This is a genomic window from Paenibacillus popilliae ATCC 14706 (assembly GCF_000315235.1).
Taxonomy (GTDB): Bacteria; Bacillota; Bacilli; order Paenibacillales; family Paenibacillaceae; genus Paenibacillus_B; species Paenibacillus_B popilliae.
This window is the reverse complement of sequence record NZ_BALG01000255.1, coordinates 1-17,952: the sequence shown is the minus strand read 5'-3', so window position 1 is coordinate 17,952 and position 17,952 is coordinate 1. Positions and strand designations below refer to the sequence as shown.

Below are 17,952 nucleotides of genomic sequence, written 5' to 3'. Positions count from 1 at the left end.
TTCCCCCTAACTTTCGCATCGCGGGCCTCTCGTTACTTCAGCAGCGGCAGCGTATCGATGCGCGGATGGCGGAGCTGCCCGGTTGGCGTATATTCCAGGGCGGCGGCCCGGCACGGAATCGGCACACTCATCCAGACAATCGGCTCCCGGCGAAGAGCCGGAATCGGTCCTCCGGGCGGGCCCGAGGCCGGATAACGCGTCGCCCAGTCTTCCAGCAGCTGCCGGCGGGTCTCGTCGAGCCCGATGGACGCCTTGCCGATATAGCTTCCTGCCAAGTCAGTAAGGACGACACTGGCCGGACGGCCGTTATTGATCCTATAGCCGACCGTCATAGCGTCGACGAGGAGATCCTTCTTATGCTTGAACCAGTCCTGATGACGCTTGCCCTCCTGGTATGGGGAGCTTCGCCTTTTGCTGACGACGCCTTCCCAGCCGTGCTGCTCCACCCATTTCCACAATGGAGCGCCATCCTCGAAAATATCCGCCACGAAGCAGGCGGGACGCTTCTCGGGGAACAGTTCCAGCAGCAAGCGGTGCCGCTCCTCATAGGGCAGTTGCCTCACATTCCGCTCTCCGATGCCGAGCACGTCGAAGAGGACGTAGACGGCGGGAAGGGCGCCGTCGGGATGCTGGCGTTTCCGCTCCCGTTGGAGTGCCAACGGGAAAGAAGGTCGTCCCAGATTCGGATCGAAGACGACGACCTCGCCGTCAAGCAGCAGCATACGGCCCCGAAGCTCGGGCTGCGCTTCCAGCATGGCCGTCACGTCCGCATAGATGGACGTCTTCTCCAGCATCCGCTTGGAGAATAGCCGAACTCGGCCCTGAACGCATACGGCGAGCATGCGGACGCCGTCCCATTTCAGTTGATGCAGCCATTCTTCACCTGCCGGGATGCGATCGCTCCGAAGCGGAGACATGGGTGTCGCAGGCAGCGCCAGAGAAGGAGGGAGCACTTTGGTGAAGCCTCCGGTGTTCCGTTCCTCCTGATCCGGCGGCTGTCTCGAGCCTTCCGTGAACGGCCGCAGCATTATGGCTCCGTCTGCGCCCGCTTGCGCCGCGTGCCGCCCGTGGCGGCCGGTTCCTCGCCGTTATTGGCCGCCTTTTGCGCGCCGGCTTCCGCCTTGCGGGACGTTTTCTTGCGCCGCGGGGCGGTTTCCCTGGAAGCCATATCGGCGGATGGCGCTGAAGCGGCTTTTTTACGCCGCTTCGGTTCCGCCGCCGCCGGGCCCGGGTCGGTGCCGATTGGCTGCGGCCCCTTCATCGCCTCGATGCTGGCCTGCAGCGCCGCCATGAGGTCGACGACACTGGCTGCCGGCTGGGCAGCCGGAGCGGTGCGCACTTCCTTGCCTGCAATCTTTTGCCCGATCCGCTCCAGCAAGCGATGGCGATATTCATCGGCGTACTGCTCCGGCTGAAAGGCGGTCAATAGTTGACCGATGAGCAGCTTCGCCATTTCCAGTTCCTTCGGGTTGACCTCCACATGCTCCGGAATATTCGGAACCTGCGTGACCGCCCGAATCTCATCCGGGTAGAACATCGTCTCCATGACGAGGCAATTTTCGATGACGCGAATGGCTGCAAGACTGCTCTTCGCCCGGATGGTTACCTTGGCGATGCCGATCTTGCCTGTCTGCACTAGTGCCTCGCGCAGCAGCTGATAGGCGTTGTTCCCGGCCTGATCGGGAGATAAAAAATACGTCTTCTGATAATAAATTGGATCAATTTCGGCTAGGTCGACGAAATCGAGAATCGCGATTGCCCGACTTGCATCATCCTGCAACTGCTCCAGTTCGTCTTTGCCGAACAGGACAAATTTCCCTTTTTCATACTCATAGCCCTTCACGATTTCGTCCCAGCCCACCTCTGCTTTGCAGACTGGGCAGGAGCGGACATAGGAGAGCGGACTGCCGCATTCCTTGTGTATCATCCGCATCGAGATGTCTTTGTCTTCGGTAGCGGTATGCATTTTCACGGGGACATGGACCAAGCCGAAGCTGATTGCCCCTTTCCAGACCGTATGCATCAATTATCCCCCTCGCGCCTGTTCACTCAGTGTTCAAAAGACGACTTTCTGGACTACCTCTATACGTCAGTATGCGATAGTTCTCTTTCATCTACGCATGCATGAAAAAGGCGCCTTTGCGTCACGTTAAGACGTAGATGTCGTGGAAGGGAGGTTTTGACGATGGATGCACATCGCGCGAAGCATATTTTGGAAATGAAGGACACGGTTCCTGTCCAACTGGACGGTGAGCAGCCGGTATGGATTGAGAGCGTGGATGTCGCCAATGAAATGGCGACGGTACAAGTCGGCAGCAACCCGCTCAATACCGAGACGGTATCGGTTGACCGATTGAAGGAGCCGCACCAATAAGCGAACGGCAGGAGTTGGGCATTCCGCCTTCTCCACCGGCGCGGGAAAGTAGGGGAAGGCGCGTTGTCTGGCATCGGCCTTCCCTTCAAGTCATTAGGATCAGATGCAGATCGCACAAGGAAAACAGCACGGCCGCGAGCGTCGCCGGAACGACGGCGAGGATAACCTAGAATATATCGCCCATGAAATCCAGTGTCGTCATCTTCAGGCTGCTCGCAGCGATGCGGTTGACAACCTCCCCCCCGAATGAAACAGCAGCCTTGAGGAACAGGCGTGCGGTATGGCGTCTAGTTCCTTCGGCGTTCTCTCCCTCATTCTTAGATTTTCAACCATCTCAAAGTTACGTTTCGTCTCATCCTCATTATGTACTAATTTTTGCAATCGTCCACATACATGTAATATTATTGAACATAAAAAAGCGCATTATTACTCTTGCATCGCGGCGGGGGCTTGCTGCGCTCTACCCTGACGCTTGTGAGGAGAGGCGGCGTTTTTGTGTTATAATGAGGTGTCAGTAACAGTTGAATGTCGTGGAGGGAATTATGAATCAATCAGCGGAATTCTCCTTTTACTCCGCGAGCGAAGTTGATACGGAACGGCTGGCTGCGAAGCTGGCCGAACGCTGTCAGCCCGGCACGGTTCTCGCGCTGGACGGAGATCTGGGGGCCGGCAAAACCCGGTTCTCGCAGGCGGTCGCGCGTGCGCTCGGTATCGAGGGGATCGTCAATAGTCCGACGTTTACGATAATTAAGGAATATGACAGCGGCAGGCTGCCGCTCTATCATATGGATGTATACCGCATCTCGATGGCGGAAGCGGATGAATTGGGGTTGGATGAGTACTTGTATGGCGACGGCGTGTCGCTGGTCGAGTGGTCAAGCCTGATTACGCCGCTGCTGCCGCCGCGTTATTTGCATCTTTTTATGCGGACGGAGGGTGAGACGGAGCGGATCATTCGCCTGACCGCGTACGGGGAGCCTTATGTAAGCTGGGTTAACGAACTTAAACGGATGGGAGTCTGACATCGTGCATCAACAGGATCATAACAGAACGCGGGTGTTGGCCCTGGATACATCGACGGCTGCTCTGACCGTTGCTCTACTGGAAGGGGGTGCGCTCGTGGACGAGCGCCATTCTCGGGCCGAGCGCAATCATTCGATCAAGCTGCTGCCGACGGTGCAGTCGCTAATGGCGGATCACGGGTGGAACGGGAAGTCGACGGATCTTGTCGCCGTCGGTATCGGCCCCGGATCGTATACGGGCGTACGCATCGCGGTCACGGCCGGGAAGACGATGGCCTGGACATGGGGCAAGCCGGTTGTCGGCGTTTCCAGCCTGGAGGCGCTGGCGCTCTCCGGGGTGAAGCAGGCCGAACAGGACGGCGCTGGGCGCGCTGGGCGCATCCTTGTGTACCCGCTGATGGATGCGAGAAGGGGCCAGGTCTATACGGCTCCCTTCACTTGGAACGGAAGGGGGGACGGCATGGAGCGTCATGGAAAGGACGGAATTCACCTGTTCTCGCTGGTCGCCGAGAAGGCGCTCCGGGTACTGGAAGCTGATGTGGAAGGTGCGGATCATCCGCATGCGACCGAAGAAGTGTGGTTCGTCGGCGACACAGGAGCGCAGCAGGAAGCATTGAACGTCCTGCAGGCGCAATGGGGAGAGCGGATTCGCGTCACCCCGTGCGGGATGGAGGCGCGCTGGATCGGTCGTCTCGGTCTGCGCGCCTATGCCGCAGGCGAGCGGACGGATGCCCATCGGCTCGAACCGAATTATACGCAGTTGGCGGAAGCGGAAGCGAAGCTGCTGGCGAAGGAGCGGGCGGACCGGAGACAGCAGTAATAGAAGGGAGCATGTCAGATGGGACAACGGCCTGAATTGGATGAGGATGGACGGGAAGCATCCGGCAGAGTGAAGTTGCGGCCGATGCGGCTTGAGGATATTCCCGGCGTGCTGGAGGTGGAGCACGCTTCGTTCACGGTGCCTTGGACGATGGATGCGTTCCGGAATGAATTGACGCAGAACCATTTTGCCAAGTATACGGTGATGCTTTATGGCGATCGCATTATTGGCTATTCCGGCATGTGGACGATTGTGGATGAAGCTCATATTACCAATATCGCTGTTCATCCCGAATTCCGGGGGCAGAAGCTCGGGGAGCACTTGCTGCGGGAGATGGTCGTTCAGGCTCTGGCCTATGGCATGGAGGCGATAACGCTGGAGGTTCGGGTGTCGAATCAGATTGCCCAGCGGCTGTATGCGAAGTTCGGCTTTCACGGAGCGGGCGTGCGCAAAGGATACTATTCGGATAACAAGGAAGATGCACTCATCATGTGGACCGATCTGAAAGCGTCGGCCGCCTCTTCCTATCAACAAGCGGAATAAAGCAGGTGACATTCGTGAATATACCAAGTTCCCATACCCATCCGGCGGAAGCGGACGTCATACTCGCGATCGAGACAAGCTGCGATGAGACATCTGTCGCCATCGTTCGCGGCGGGCGTGAAGTGCTGGCGAACCAAGTCTCCAGCCAGATTGATGTTCATCAGCGCTTCGGCGGTGTTGTGCCGGAGATCGCTTCGCGCAAGCATGTGGAGACGATTACCGTCATGCTGGAGGAAGCAGTGAAGCAGGCAGGCGTTGCCCTGACTGACATTATGGCCGTAGCGGTCACGCAGGGGCCGGGACTCGTCGGCTCGCTGCTCGTTGGCATCGTGGCGGCGAAGTCGCTGGCGATGGCCTTGGACGTGCCGCTCATCGGGACGCATCATATCGCCGGGCATATTTATGCGAACCGGCTCGTGCAGGAGCTGGCTTATCCATGCATGGCGCTCGTCGTCAGCGGCGGGCATACGGAGCTGGTTCATCTGGAGCGGGAGGGCGTGTTCCGCGTCATCGGAAGCACGCGCGACGACGCGGTCGGCGAGGCTTACGACAAGGTTGCCCGCGCGGTCGGCTTCCCGTATCCGGGTGGTCCGCATATCGACCGCCTCGCCGTGAACGCGGACGATGCGATCACGCTGCCGCGTGCCTGGCTGGAGCCTGATTCCTATGATTTCAGCTTCAGCGGACTGAAGTCCGCCGTGCTGAACGTCGTCAATCAGGCGAAGATGCGGGGCGAGCCGCCGATGTACGCCGCCGTTGCCCGTGGATTCCAGGAATCCGTCATCGACGTGCTGACGGAGAAAGCGATGCGTGCCGTGAAGGAATACGGCGTGGCCCAATTGCTGCTGTGCGGCGGTGTGGCCGCCAATCGCGGATTGCGCTCGGCGCTAGCCGAGCGGTGCCAGGCCGAAGGCGTGGCGCTACTGATTCCTCCGGTTGAATATTGCATGGACAATGCGGCGATGATCGGGGCCGCGGCGCATATCAAGTGGAAGCACGGGCAGGTTGCGCCGCTTGATTTCCAGGCACAGCCGCTGTTCTCGCTCGAGGCGTGGTCGGTGGAATAGCTGCCCATCGCTCCGGACAAAAGGGGCGGAGCGAGCCTTTCATTCGAGTCAGAGACCAAGGGGAAGGATGATACGGATGATCTTCGACCGAGAGTGGTACCGCAGCAAAGCTTGTCGTCTCTTTAGAGACGGCAGGCTTTATTTTATTCAAGAGAAAATAGTTTACGAGAGTAATCACGAAGAGTACACATGCACAAGGCAATTCGGTGCAGGCAGGAGCTGTGCAGGATCAGGAGAAGCCGAGGATTCAAATTTTCGACATGATGCTGCGGATTAGCGAGCAGGCTATGTTCAATATCAACTGCCCAATCGCGCGCCGAGGTGAAGAAGGTGGCGAGAGAGGGTGGCTTATGCGAACCAGCTTGCAACTGCGTGCTGAAAGAGTTGATCATGGCGCTCGATACACGTAGAGCTACCCTGCGGGCCTCGACCCGTATTCGGCCCGGCACGCACTCAAGCAGCACGCGGATCAGGATGGCGTCCCTTTCCATGTCGGCCTTTGAACAAAATGTATGATGGCTTCGGAGACCCTGTTCGAGACCAGGAGCTCATGTCCGCCCACCGCCACGATTCATCCTCATGGATATGTGGACAAAGTTATCCACATATCCTGTTGAAAATGGGGATAAAACGCTTTCTCCCCTCTGGGATCAAGGTCTAGCTCCAGGTGAAAAAGAGGATAGATTTTTCTAAATATGCCTTGTTGGTTGTGGATAATGTGGATAAAACAGTGGATAATGTTGGTGAGACCACAAAACCATTGGTATGACAGCGAAAAATGAACGTGAAGCAGGGAAGAAACAACCTATCGTCCAGTCGCGAGCTGTGTATAACTTGTGTGAAGAATCTCGGGCTTCATCATATGAAAACAGGCAGCCACCGCTGGAAAAATGCAGGCCAATTCACAGGTAGTCAGGCTAAAGTAAAAAGTATTTTAGGTAGAAAAAATGTGAATCAGACACCTGCTACGGTTTTGAATTCGGGGCAGCCCCTTGTTCTTATGATACAGGGGATGCCGATGGACGCACTTCGGCTTCTAGGCTTCCATCAGTTGCTCCCATTCGGCGTATACCGCGTTCAACGCTTCCTTGTCTCCATCGAGTTGCGACTGGATGGCCTGGACGCGGACATAGTCGTTATAGACATCCGGTTCGGCAAGCTCCAGCTCGTGTTCCACGATCTTCGCTTCCAGCGCGGCAATCTGCGTCTCCAATTGCTCCAGCTTCCGCTGGCGTGCGCGTTCCTCGCGCTTGGCCTGCTTGTCGGCCTCATAGGCCTCCGCGGCACTTAAGCCCGAATCGGATACACTGTCCGCCGCAGCGCTGCCCTGGAACGCAGCTGGCTTGCTTGGCGCCGTCAGCTCCAGCGAGGCGCGAATCGCTGCGTCTTCGGCAAGCTCCTGCTTTTTGGCCATATAGTCGTCATAATTGCCGAGATACGGGTGCGTTCCGTCCGCATCCAGCTCGATGATGCGCTCCGCCATCTTGTTCAGGAAGTAGCGGTCATGGGAGATGAACAGCAGCGTGCCTTCATACTCGTACAGCGCCGATTCCAGCACTTCCTTGCTGAACAGATCAAGGTGGTTGGTTGGCTCGTCGAGAATCAGCACGTTCGCCTGCTGCAGCATCAGCTTGGCCAGGGCGACGCGCGCCTTTTCCCCGCCGCTCAGGGAAGCGACTTTCTTCGTCACCTCATCCCTGCTGAACAGGAAGTTCCCCAATACGGTCCGTATCCGCACCTCTTCCAGATGCGGATAGGCGCTCCATACCTCTTCGAGTACCGTATGGTTCGGATTCAGCGTCGATTGCTCTTGATCATAGTAGCCGATCAAGACATTGGTTCCCCAGCGGACGCTTCCGTCGCGAAGAGGATGCTTGCCGATCAGCACCTTGAGCAAGGTCGACTTGCCGATTCCGTTCGGACCGATCAGAGCGACCATCTCGCCGCGCTTCAGATCGAATTCCGCATGGTGGAACAATGGCTCCGCGCCGTCAAAGCCCGCGGATAACTGCTGCACATGCAGCACGTCCTTGCCGCTCTGCCTCGTCGTCTCGAAGCAGAAATGCGCCTTCTTCAGCTCGCCGGCCGGCTTCTCCAGCCGCTCCATCTTCTCCAGCGTCTTGCGCCGGCTCTGCGCCCGCTTCGTTGTGGAAGCGCGCACGAGGTTGCGTTGAACGAAATCCTCCAGCCGGGCGATCTCGTCCTGCTGCTTCATATACAACTTCATCTGCTGCTCGTAATCGGCTGCTTTATCTTCCATATACTTCGTATAATTGCCAGTGTATCGCTTTGCCCGATGCCGTTCGATCTCGATAATGGCGGTGACCATCGCATCCAGGAAATAACGGTCGTGAGACACGACCAGCACCGCTCCTGGATAGGAGCGAAGATAGTTCTCGAGCCACGTCAGCGTATGAATATCAAGATGGTTCGTCGGCTCGTCCAGCAGCAGCAGATCCGGCTGCAGCAGCAGAATGCGGGCCAGTGCCAGCCGGGTCTTCTGGCCGCCGCTCAGCGTATGAATGGGCGTGCCCGGATCCATCTGACCGAAGCCCATCCCGTGAAGAACGCTCCGTACCCGCATCTCTATCTCGTAGCCGCCCTGCGCGCGGAACCATTCCGAGCGCTCGGCATACCTGCGCATCACCGCTTCATGGCGGGCGGTGTCGGCGGCGGTCTCCGGGTCGGCAATCTCCTGCTCAAGCTGTCTCAGCTCCTGCTCCGCTTCCACTAATGGGGCGAATACGAGCATCATCTCGTCCCAGATGGAGCGGTCGGATTGCAGTCCGCTGTTCTGGGCCAGGTAACCAATACGTGTTTCTTTGGCTTTATAAATGGTTCCGCTGTCCGGGGACATCTCTCCGGCGATAAGCTGAAGGAGCGTCGATTTGCCGGCCCCGTTAACACCGACCAGCCCAATCCGCTCGCGCTCCAGAATCTGCAGCGTAATATTCGACAATACGGGAGTTATCCCGTAACTCTTGCTCATGCCGTTCACTTGAAGAAGCATAGGGGTATCTCCTCCGTTAATCACAAGCTATTCTTGTATCACGATTCCAAAATAATGAAAACCATAACCAATGATGACATCGTTTCATTCTGTGTCTGTACCATGGGCAAGCGCTCAGGCAGCGGGGGATCGGATATCCCGTATCCGCCTGACACATCTTCTATTCTCGCCGATCGCGGGAAATTTGTCTATTCAATCCGGTTGTGAACCGATAGATACCGTCTTTAGCGATGCGATGAAATGATGATTGGGCAAGCGGCTTCAGATGGCAACAACGGGAGGAGTATATGCCAATTGAGAGTCTCATCCCGGCAGAGGATGGGGCTCTCGATCGGCAGTGATGTTCGTTATCGCTGAAAGATACAGGCTTGGATTGGTTACAATCACAAATTCAGCAACAGCTTGGCCAACGAGAAGTAGATGATGAGTCCGGTGCCATCCACCAAGGTGGTAATAAACGGGCCGGAGACGACGGCGGGATCGACTCTAAGCTTGTGCAGCACCAGGGGGAGCACAGCTGCGATGAGGGACGCCCAGATCACGATAAAAATAGCCGTGATGGCAACAACGCTTCCGATATCAAAGCCGACTCCCAGTATCTGTGCACGAATAAAAGTTGCTGCTCCCATGCAGATACCTAGAATTAATCCCGTGGACACCTCTTTACGGATGACTCTGAATATATTCTTCGGCTTCACTTCCCCGAGCGCCAGGGCGCGAACCAGAGTCGTTACGGTCTGTGTTCCTGTATTTCCGCCCGTCCCGACTATCAATGGGATGAAGAAAGTGAGCGCGATCACTTCCGAGAGCGTGTCTTCAAAATAGCGCAGCACATTCCCCGTATAGGCTTCGGCTACGAATAAGACCAGCAGCCACCCGATTCGCTTGCGAAATAACTTCCAAAAGGAATTTTTAAAATACGGCTCTTCTAAAGGTTGGCTTCCGCCTATTTTCTGAAAATCTTCCGTCGCTTCCTCATGGATAACGTCAATTAAATCATCGACCGTGATAATCCCGATCATTCGCTGCTCATCGGTAACTACGGGAAGAGCCACCAAATCGTAATTGGATAAAATCGTCGCAACCTCCTGCTGGTTCATGCGGGCAGAAACCGAAACGAAATCCTTGAGCATGATTTCCTCCAGTTTGGAGTCGGCCTTGGCAAGGATAGCTTGTTTTAGCGAGACGATCCCTACCAGTTTGCCGTTATTATCCAGCACATAGAAGTAAGAGACTATTTCCGCGTCTTGCCCGACTTTACGGACATGCTGCAGCGTATGTTCCACCGTCCAGTAATTTCGCACCGCAATATAATCGACGGTAGCCAGGCTTCCCGCCGACTCTGGAGGGTATTGCATGAGAGCACTGATTTTCTCCCGATAATCGATAGGCAGAAGCTCCAATAAAGTTCCGGCTTGGTGAGGATGTATGGCTAGCAGCAGATCGACCGTTTTATCGCTGGACATCTCATTAAGCATGGAAGCTGCTGTCTCCTTCGTCCCGCGATCCAAAATTCGATACTGCAATTCGGGATCGACATACTCCAAGATCTCTGCTCCAAGGGCAACCGGCAGCTTGGAAAGAAATTGAATTTGCTTGCTTTCCTCAAGTTCCATTAACATTTCGGCTATATCATAAGGTTGGAAACGGGCGAGAAAATCATTTAGGGCATCCTGCTTTTGTTCGGCCAATTTATCTTTCAAGTCCTGAATCATCCATTTTTGAATCATGATTATTTCCTCCTATCGGCAAACATCCTTCTCCGTATTGTTGCTTATTTTCCATTCGTTAAGCAGACACAAAAAAGCCCTCCCTGCGCATAGGAAGAGCTTGTAGTTCCTGTTCTCTATTACACTTACTGCTTACATATATGCATACGTAAATACACCTACCCTGGAACCGGGCAACGTGCGAATCACAGTATGAATCACAGAAAGGGTAAAGAGAACCTCGTTCTCCCTCTTCACAAGACTATGAACTTGCATAGATGATAGACTACTGGAACTACTATCCATTGAGTGTTCTCCCCCCTTTTTCGAATAAAATAATAACCCTCTAGAAATCCTAGAGGGTTTGATGAATGCACGCCAATATAACATTCCCGCGCCCCCTAGTTGAGTTTTAGCACTATGCAACGTAAAGAGAAGCATTCTTCTCATAGCCACCTTAAGAAAAGCCTTAATCCGGCAATTCCTGTTCTACCCATGGGCATCTTTCGATATTTCTGGGCAGTGGCCTATGTTTGCATAGGAGCCTCACCTAACAAGGTCTTTACGACATGTTAAACCTTAACCCGGCCTTTTGATTTTGTCAACCTCTTCGGAGTAACTTTAACCTTATCATAATCTCTTTTCTGTCCAACTAAGTGTAGCCGATCCAATACACTGGACTAATATCACAGGAACAGCGAGGGGCATCGTTGCCAATTATTTTAACATTTTAATTTTGTAGGATGCACGAGGTGAGTTCTTTTGAAACAAACGATAAAAGGCCGTCCGCTATCAACGGATTATTTCGTTTTTGAATCCATTTGAAGATCCAGCAGGGTCTGGATATCAATTGATTCAGTCTTTAATCGCGCTGGCACACGGGGGAGTGACTGGAACAGGATACGGCCAGAGCGTGCAGAAGCTATTCTATTTGCCATAAGCGCACAACGATTTTATTTTTGCCGTCATCGGAGAAGAATTCGGTTTTGTAGGCGGTAACCGGGGCGATGCCGATCAAAGGTGTACCGCTTCCGTTTGTCAGCTATGGAGGCTCTTCTCTCTTGTTGTGCATGGCCAGTACTGGAATTCTATTGAATATTTCTCGTAATAACGATCGGAGAGAACGCGAATAGGCATGCCTTCCACACAACCTACGAACTAGAGGTATTATTCGCTTATTTCCCGCATCCATATTTGAAACGCGGAGATAGTGAAGATACGGCATTCGCTGCGCAAAAATCGACCGGATGGTGGCGCTAACGGGGGAAGGATGGTAAACTAAGGTTGAAAATAATGAAAAATGAATGAAAACGGTAATACATACCTATATATAGATTGCCCTGCGGAATTCCGATACAACTTTAGGGCCGAAATAGAAAGGGGCGGTAACGTTGACGGCAGCGGAGGAGAAGCGAATGCTTCGTTTGCAATATAAGGCGCGCAGGCAGGCGGTCGACCGGCAGGAGCGGGAGGCCAGCAGCGAAGCCGTATGCCGGCGGGCTTACCCATTCATGAAAGCGCTGCGAGAGCGGCATGCCCGTCCCTTGCATTTGTTCGCCTATTTTCCTTTTGGCAATGAGCTGGATATTACCGCCTTGCTGCTTGATTGCCGGAAGCGGGGCGATGTCGTCTATCTTCCACGCACGGACGCAGCTTCGCAGACGATGTCACTGCACCCATGGACGGAGCATACGGTATTTACGAGCGGTACCTTCGGCCTGCAGGAGCCGGGCCCCGGGGCAGAGCAGCTGAACCCGGGGAATTGGGACAAGCTGGATGTGATTCTCGTTCCTGGCATCGCCTACGACCGGCAGGGCGGACGGCTTGGGCTAGGCGCCGGATATTACGACTGCTTCTGGCATGCGTACATGGAAGCGCTGGATCGTGCTCCGTTTGACCAGAGACGCGCTCCCGCCGTGCGGCTGGCCTGCATTTATTCCTGGCAGTTGGCGGAGCGTATGCCGATGGAAGCCCATGATATCGCCGTCGAGTGGCTGATTACCGAGGATGAGATGATTGCTTGCGCAGCCGATGCAGACCCGTTAGCCGGGAAGAACGGCAGCCGTGAGTAAGCGTGGATATCATGACCACGCATGCGGAAGAAGGATAGACGTTCTTTCCTGCACGTGCCAGTATATTGAAGAAGGCCGGTTATGCCGGTTAGGCGGGAGGAGGAGCCCTGATGCGCTGGAAAGTAGCACTATTGACGGCGAGCGACAAAGGTTCTCGGGGAGAACGCGAGGACACGAGCGCCCAGGTCATTCGGGAACTCGTCGAAGAAGAACTGCATGGTGAGATTGTGGAATACCGAATTGTGCCGGATGAGATGAATGAGATTTCCGCATCGCTCATCGAGATGGCTGATTATTTTCAGGCACACTTGATTATTACGACGGGCGGGATCGGCATGGCAGAGCGGGACGTAACGCCGGAGGCGACGCTCAAGGTCGTCGATCGGCTCGTTCCGGGTATGGCGGAAGCGATGCGCTTCGCTTCGATGCAGAAGCAGCGTCGGGCGATGCTGAACCGCGGTGTGTGCGGGGTGAGGGGACAGACGCTCATCATCAATCTGCCAGGAGACCCGAAGGGCGTGCATGAGAATTTGCTGCCGATTATGGATCAGATTCCGCATGCGCTCGCCGTGCTGAACGGTGACCATAAAGGAGCGGAATAGAACCCTTCATAAATATTGTCACAGATTATTTGGTATATTATGGATTACGGTGTGATATGATGTAGATCACAAGCGTTCTATTCTAGGATCTGCAGAAAGGAGAAGTTTTGCTATGTTCAACGGCATTGGCATCTCGGGAATACTTCTGCTCTTGGTCATTACGGTACTATTGTTCGGACCGAATAAGCTGCCTGAATTGGGACGGGCCTTCGGCCGCACTCTGCGGGAATTCAAGGAAGGCGCTCGAGATATTATGGGGGATGAGCCGAGTGCGAAGCCTGCCCGCCCAGACATTCAGACGGTTGACGTAGAGTCGGCTGGCCAGGAACCGGCCAAGGCGTCTGGCGAAGCGAACAGCGCGCTTCAGCGCCGCCGCCTCCCTGAGTAACAAGACGTTGTCTGTTCTGTTCAGCGGGATGGATCTGCTTTTACCATGGAAGGAACAGGTTGGTGAGGCATGTCGAATGAAGCGGAAGAAAAAATGACGCTGGTCGAGCATATTACGGAGCTTCGCAAACGAATCGTTTATATCATCATTGTCCTGGTCATCGGCTTGGTGGCAGGATTCCTCGCCGCTGACCGGATTTACGAATATGTGCGCAATACGGAGCCGGCCAATCAGATGCCGCTTCACGGCTTCTCGCTATGGGACGGGATCGGGATATACATGAAGTTCGCCTTCCTTATTGCCTTGGCTGTGACGCTCCCGATTGCAATGTACCAACTGTGGGCTTTTGTCAGCCCTGGACTCCGGGAAATAGAACGGCGTGCTGCCCTTCGGTACGTCCCTTTTGTATTGGTAATGTTTGTGCTTGGGCTTTCCTTCGCCTATTTCGTCGTCTTTCCAATGGCGTTTTCTTTTACGTCGGGCATTAACAAGCATATGAACTTGACCGAGACGTACGGCATTACGCAGTATTTTTCGTTCATGTTCAATCTGCTGATCCCGATCTCCCTGCTTTTTGAGTTGCCGATCGTCATTATGTTCCTGACCCGGATCCGGTTGTTGAATCCGCTGAGATTGAGGAAAACGCGTCGGATTGCCTACTTTGTCTTGATTTTGCTCGGGACGATGATGTCTCCGCCGGATTTCGTCTCGGATTTGCTCGTGGCGATATCGCTTCTCATTTTATATGAGATCAGTGTATTCTTGTCTTCGATCGTCTACCGGAAGCAGTTGTTGGAGCAAGAGGAAAGGAGGAAGGAATTTGAGGAAGGCGCCGATACGACGGCGGTCTGATCATGAATACGTTATGCAGGTGTAACAGGTTCGCATGGAGCGTTCATCTTGTTGTGCCTGCATTTTTTGTACCCGGCGGACGAATGCGGGCGCACGGCGCGCAGCCGGTCAATCCGTGAGCGGGATGGAATGTAATGAGCCTTGTTGGATAAAATGAATAAGGTATGCTGGCGGAAGCGCCGGATCGGAAAAATAATTTTTCACACGAAACCCTCTTGCAATGTAAACCTAAAATCAGTATCATAGAAATTGGTTATTAGCACTAGGTATTGTCGAGTGCTAATACCAGGCGAATGCTTCGTTGAGGATGCTACCGCTGCCTGTTCCAGGCGTCGGGGAATTCTTCACCTTATTAACTCTTGTTCAAAGGAGGCTATTTTTCATGATCAAACCATTAGGTGAGCGCGTATTGATCGAACCAATCGCGAAGGAAGAAACTACAGCTTTCGGTATCGTTCTGCCGGATACGGCAAAGGAGAAGCCGCAAGAAGGCAAGGTTATCGCGGTAGGTAATGGGGTATGGAAAGACGGTCAACGTGTACCGCTCGATCTGAAAGAAGGAGACCGCGTTATTTTCTCCAAGTATGCCGGTACTGAAGTGAAGTATGAAGGCAAAGAGTATTTGATTATGAAAGAAAGCGACGTTCACGCTGTTCTCGGCTAATTGGCCTGGAGGAACAGCCTTACTGACATAGTACGCTCGAGTCTTTCCGGAATGGAAGACTCCCAGACGGACATATATGCACGCCGTATCATTCTGAATGAATTGAGGAGGGTTTCACGATGGCAAAAGAAATCAAGTTCTCGGAAGACGCACGCCGTTCCATGCTTCGCGGGGTGGACGCTTTAGCTAACGCGGTGAAAGTAACACTTGGACCGAAGGGCCGTAACGTCGTACTGGAGAAGAAATTCGGTTCTCCGCTTATCACGAACGACGGTGTGACGATTGCTAAGGAAATCGAGCTGGAAGACGCATTTGAAAACATGGGTGCTCAACTGGTTAAAGAAGTAGCTACGAAAACAAATGATGTTGCCGGTGACGGTACGACAACCGCTACGGTTCTGGCTCAAGCGATGATTCGCGAAGGCTTGAAGAACGTTACGGCTGGCGCGAATCCGATGGTCGTTCGCAAAGGGATCGAGAAAGCAGTGAAAGCCGCTGTTGAAGATCTGAAGAAAATTGCGAAGCCAATTGAAAACAAGCAAAGCATCGCTCAAGTTGCTGCAATCTCTGCCGATGACGAAGAAGTCGGCACATTGATCGCAGAAGCAATGGAGAGAGTCGGCAATGACGGTGTAATTACGGTTGAGGAATCCAAAGGCTTCAATACGGAGCTTGAAGTTGTAGAAGGGATGCAATTCGACCGTGGCTATGTATCTCCGTACATGATCACGGATACGGACAAGATGGAAGCTATCCTCGATACCCCATATATCTTGATCACAGATAAGAAGGTTTCCAACATTCAAGAAATCCTTCCTGTTCTTGAGAAAGTCATTCAACAAGGCAAGCAGCTCCTGATCATCGCTGAGGATGTAGAAGGCGAAGCTCAAGCAACCTTGATCTTGAATAAGCTTCGCGGCACATTCACTTGCGTTGCCGTTAAGGCTCCAGGCTTCGGCGATCGCCGCAAAGCGATGCTGCAAGATATCGCTGCATTGACTGGCGCTCAAGTGATCACGGAAGAACTCGGACTTGAATTGAAATCGACTACGATCGAGCAGTTGGGTACTGCACGTCAAATCCGTATTACGAAAGAAAATACAATCATCGTTGACGGTGCTGGCGCAAAAGAAGATATCGATGCTCGCATCAAGCAAATCCGTACACAGCTCGAAGAAACGACTTCCGAGTTCGACAAAGAGAAGCTGCAAGAGCGTCTGGCGAAATTGGCTGGCGGCGTAGCCGTTATTAAAGTCGGCGCTGCGACGGAAACCGAATTGAAAGAGCGCAAGCTCCGCATCGAAGATGCGCTGAACGCGACTCGCGCAGCCGTTGAAGAAGGCATCGTTGCCGGCGGAGGTACGGCATTGATGAATGTATACCAATCGGTAGCGGCCGTTCAATCTTCTGGCGACGAATTGACAGGTGTCAGCATCGTTCTTCGCGCGCTGGAAGCTCCGGTTCGCGCGATTGCGGACAACGCAGGTCAAGAAGGCTCCATCATCGTTGAGCGCCTGAAGAGCGAAGCGACAGGTGTTGGCTACAACGCCGCAACCGACGAGTGGGTCAACATGATCGGCGCGGGTATCGTCGACCCTGCGAAGGTAACTCGTTCCGCACTGCAGAATGCAGCTTCCGTAGCAGCTATGTTCTTAACGACCGAAGCGGTTGTCGCTGACAAGCCGGAACCAGAAAAGCCAGCAATGCCTGATATGGGCGGCATGGGCGGAATGGGCGGCATGATGTAAGAAGGCCGAGAACCCTTGTCACATCAAGGGTTCGACGTCCATGAATACTAAATTGTTAACGGTTTGTTAACTCTGAATCCATTTTTTTAGAGGCTCTCATTAGTTCGCCGAACTTTTGGGAAGCCTCTTTTCTTTTTGGTTTAGTTATGTGTAGATAAATTCTTCGTGTAATGTCATCGTTTGAATGCCCGAGCCTTTGCATGATCTGCTCAAGGCTTACTCCAGCTTCAGAGAGTAATGAAGTGTGAGTATGTCTTAATGAGTGGGGTGTAAGTTCTTCGTTCAGTCCAGCTAACTTTAAGAGGCGTTTCATTCTAAGTTGAATCATCTTTATAACCTCAGGGTATCCGGCATATTGGCCGACCTTGGCAAAAACAAAGCCCTGGTCATGGTAACTGTTCGGTCTTTTTGTCTTCTCAATTTGTTGAATTGTTAGAAGGTTTTTAAGTCCTTCGATTATTTCTGGCTCCACATCAATCTCTCTTATCGAGGATGTGGTTTTAGGCGTGTTTAGAATGTATTTGCTGTAATTATTATTAGGGTTGTACAACGTCTTCGTTATGCGAATTTTATGTTCCTCAAAATCAATGTCAGTGTCTTTAAGTGCACAAAGTTCTCCCACTCGAAGTCCCGTGTAAGCAAGAGTAGAAAATATCTCATAGTCCCTATCAAGGCCGTGAATTTGAGTTGTATTGAGGAAATGGATGAGTTCCTCTTTTTCTAAGTAATTAGGAAGCTCATCGTTCTTTTCAAGCTCCTCAACAGTTTTTATTGTCTTAGGTACATATGCGGATTCGGTCGGATCATTTTTTACGGCCCCGATCTTTATTCCGTATTTAAATATCATCCTCGCGGTTGAATGGACACCGGAGAGTGTGTTCTCGGCAAGTCCATTCTTTCCTCCATCACCTTCCTTAAGGGTTATTAGTGCTTTTTGATAATCATCAGGTGAAATGTCACAAGCAATTAATTTTGCAAAACAAGTTAAAAACAATCATGGCTTTTCCGCCGCATCCCCAGCATGAAAGTGGGGTTTAGCGCAGCACTTTTCCTCCATACTGAGTAATACTGCGATTGGACA

Annotated in this window: 17 protein-coding genes, 1 pseudogene and 1 riboswitch; of the genes and pseudogenes, 12 read left to right on the top strand and 6 right to left on the bottom strand. The window is 53.3% G+C overall.

Features of this window, described 5'->3' with window-relative positions:
* Positions 1–32 precede the first annotated feature (32 nt).
* Both PPOP_RS15540 and ku read right to left on the bottom strand, forming a co-directional pair.
* Entirely contained in the window at positions 33–1,028 is a 996-nt protein-coding gene (locus tag PPOP_RS15540; RefSeq protein WP_006287510.1) for an ATP-dependent DNA ligase, read from the bottom strand.
* Entirely contained in the window at positions 1,028–2,023 is a 996-nt protein-coding gene (ku, locus tag PPOP_RS15535; RefSeq protein WP_006287509.1) for a non-homologous end joining protein Ku, read from the bottom strand. Before ku ends, PPOP_RS15540 begins: the two co-directional genes overlap by 1 nt.
* 162 nt (positions 2,024–2,185) lie before the next feature.
* On the opposite strand from ku, the gene PPOP_RS15530 reads away from it, so the two are divergent.
* The 5 genes from PPOP_RS15530 to tsaD all read left to right on the top strand — a co-directional run bounded on the left by PPOP_RS15530 (position 2,186) and on the right by tsaD (position 5,826).
* On the top strand, positions 2,186–2,374 hold the full coding sequence (locus tag PPOP_RS15530; protein ID WP_006287508.1) for an H-type small acid-soluble spore protein: 189 nt from the start codon (positions 2,186–2,188) through the stop codon (positions 2,372–2,374).
* Between the two features lie 542 nt (positions 2,375–2,916).
* Positions 2,917–3,396: a tRNA (adenosine(37)-N6)-threonylcarbamoyltransferase complex ATPase subunit type 1 TsaE gene (gene tsaE, locus PPOP_RS15525; RefSeq protein ID WP_042229198.1), complete on the top strand. Its 480-nt coding sequence runs from the start codon at positions 2,917–2,919 to the stop codon at positions 3,394–3,396.
* 4 nt (positions 3,397–3,400) lie between these two features.
* The gene (gene tsaB / locus PPOP_RS15520) at positions 3,401–4,216 is read left to right on the top strand and encodes a tRNA (adenosine(37)-N6)-threonylcarbamoyltransferase complex dimerization subunit type 1 TsaB (protein WP_042229196.1); all 816 of its coding nucleotides are present in this window, start codon (positions 3,401–3,403) and stop codon (positions 4,214–4,216) included.
* A gap of 18 nt (positions 4,217–4,234) precedes the next feature.
* Positions 4,235–4,759 (top strand): ribosomal protein S18-alanine N-acetyltransferase, encoded by a 525-nt coding sequence (gene rimI / locus PPOP_RS15515; protein WP_006287504.1) that lies wholly within the window; start codon positions 4,235–4,237, stop codon positions 4,757–4,759.
* A gap of 14 nt (positions 4,760–4,773) precedes the next feature.
* Positions 4,774–5,826 (top strand): tRNA (adenosine(37)-N6)-threonylcarbamoyltransferase complex transferase subunit TsaD, encoded by a 1,053-nt coding sequence (tsaD, locus tag PPOP_RS15510; RefSeq protein ID WP_006287503.1) that lies wholly within the window; start codon positions 4,774–4,776, stop codon positions 5,824–5,826.
* A 143-nt stretch (positions 5,827–5,969) separates the two neighbouring features.
* Here tsaD and PPOP_RS22170 read toward each other — a convergent pair whose 3' ends face one another.
* The 3 genes from PPOP_RS22170 to mgtE all read right to left on the bottom strand — a co-directional run bounded on the left by PPOP_RS22170 (position 5,970) and on the right by mgtE (position 10,551).
* On the bottom strand, positions 5,970–6,317 hold the full coding sequence (locus PPOP_RS22170) for a hypothetical protein (protein WP_148277971.1): 348 nt from the start codon (positions 6,315–6,317) through the stop codon (positions 5,970–5,972).
* Positions 6,318–6,862: 545 nt separating this feature from the next.
* On the bottom strand, positions 6,863–8,836 hold the full coding sequence (locus PPOP_RS15500; protein ID WP_006287501.1) for an ABC-F family ATP-binding cassette domain-containing protein: 1,974 nt from the start codon (positions 8,834–8,836) through the stop codon (positions 6,863–6,865).
* A 383-nt stretch (positions 8,837–9,219) separates the two neighbouring features.
* Positions 9,220–10,551 carry a magnesium transporter gene (mgtE, locus tag PPOP_RS15495; protein ID WP_042229206.1) on the bottom strand — a complete coding sequence of 444 codons (1,332 nt, stop codon included), beginning with the start codon at positions 10,549–10,551 and terminating at the stop codon, positions 9,220–9,222.
* A 384-nt stretch (positions 10,552–10,935) separates the two neighbouring features.
* Positions 10,936–11,110: riboswitch (M-box (ykoK) riboswitch) on the bottom strand.
* Positions 11,111–11,323: 213 nt separating this feature from the next.
* Between mgtE and PPOP_RS20885 the strand changes: the two are divergent.
* The 7 genes and pseudogenes from PPOP_RS20885 to groL form a co-directional block, all read left to right on the top strand.
* Positions 11,324–11,678, top strand: a pseudogene (locus PPOP_RS20885) (FtsW/RodA/SpoVE family cell cycle protein); the annotation flags it as partial.
* A gap of 258 nt (positions 11,679–11,936) precedes the next feature.
* Positions 11,937–12,617, top strand: a complete 681-nt coding sequence (locus tag PPOP_RS15490; RefSeq protein ID WP_042229192.1) for a 5-formyltetrahydrofolate cyclo-ligase — start codon at positions 11,937–11,939, stop codon at positions 12,615–12,617.
* Positions 12,618–12,727: 110 nt separating this feature from the next.
* Positions 12,728–13,219, top strand: coding sequence for a MogA/MoaB family molybdenum cofactor biosynthesis protein (locus tag PPOP_RS15485; RefSeq protein ID WP_006287498.1), 492 nt, complete (start codon positions 12,728–12,730; stop codon positions 13,217–13,219).
* 112 nt (positions 13,220–13,331) lie between these two features.
* Positions 13,332–13,607, top strand: coding sequence for a twin-arginine translocase TatA/TatE family subunit (tatA, locus tag PPOP_RS15480; protein WP_006287497.1), 276 nt, complete (start codon positions 13,332–13,334; stop codon positions 13,605–13,607).
* A gap of 69 nt (positions 13,608–13,676) precedes the next feature.
* A complete protein-coding gene (gene tatC / locus PPOP_RS15475) occupies positions 13,677–14,459 on the top strand; it encodes a twin-arginine translocase subunit TatC (RefSeq protein ID WP_006287496.1) in 783 nt (260 codons plus the stop codon).
* A 382-nt stretch (positions 14,460–14,841) separates the two neighbouring features.
* Positions 14,842–15,123 carry a co-chaperone GroES gene (gene groES / locus PPOP_RS15470; RefSeq protein WP_006287495.1) on the top strand — a complete coding sequence of 94 codons (282 nt, stop codon included), beginning with the start codon at positions 14,842–14,844 and terminating at the stop codon, positions 15,121–15,123.
* Positions 15,124–15,242: 119 nt separating this feature from the next.
* Positions 15,243–16,871 carry a chaperonin GroEL gene (gene groL / locus PPOP_RS15465; RefSeq protein ID WP_006287494.1) on the top strand — a complete coding sequence of 543 codons (1,629 nt, stop codon included), beginning with the start codon at positions 15,243–15,245 and terminating at the stop codon, positions 16,869–16,871.
* A 55-nt stretch (positions 16,872–16,926) separates the two neighbouring features.
* Here groL and PPOP_RS15460 read toward each other — a convergent pair whose 3' ends face one another.
* Positions 16,927–17,865, bottom strand: a complete 939-nt coding sequence (locus PPOP_RS15460; protein ID WP_006287492.1) for a tyrosine-type recombinase/integrase — start codon at positions 17,863–17,865, stop codon at positions 16,927–16,929.
* Between the last annotated feature and the right edge of the window lie 87 nt (positions 17,866–17,952).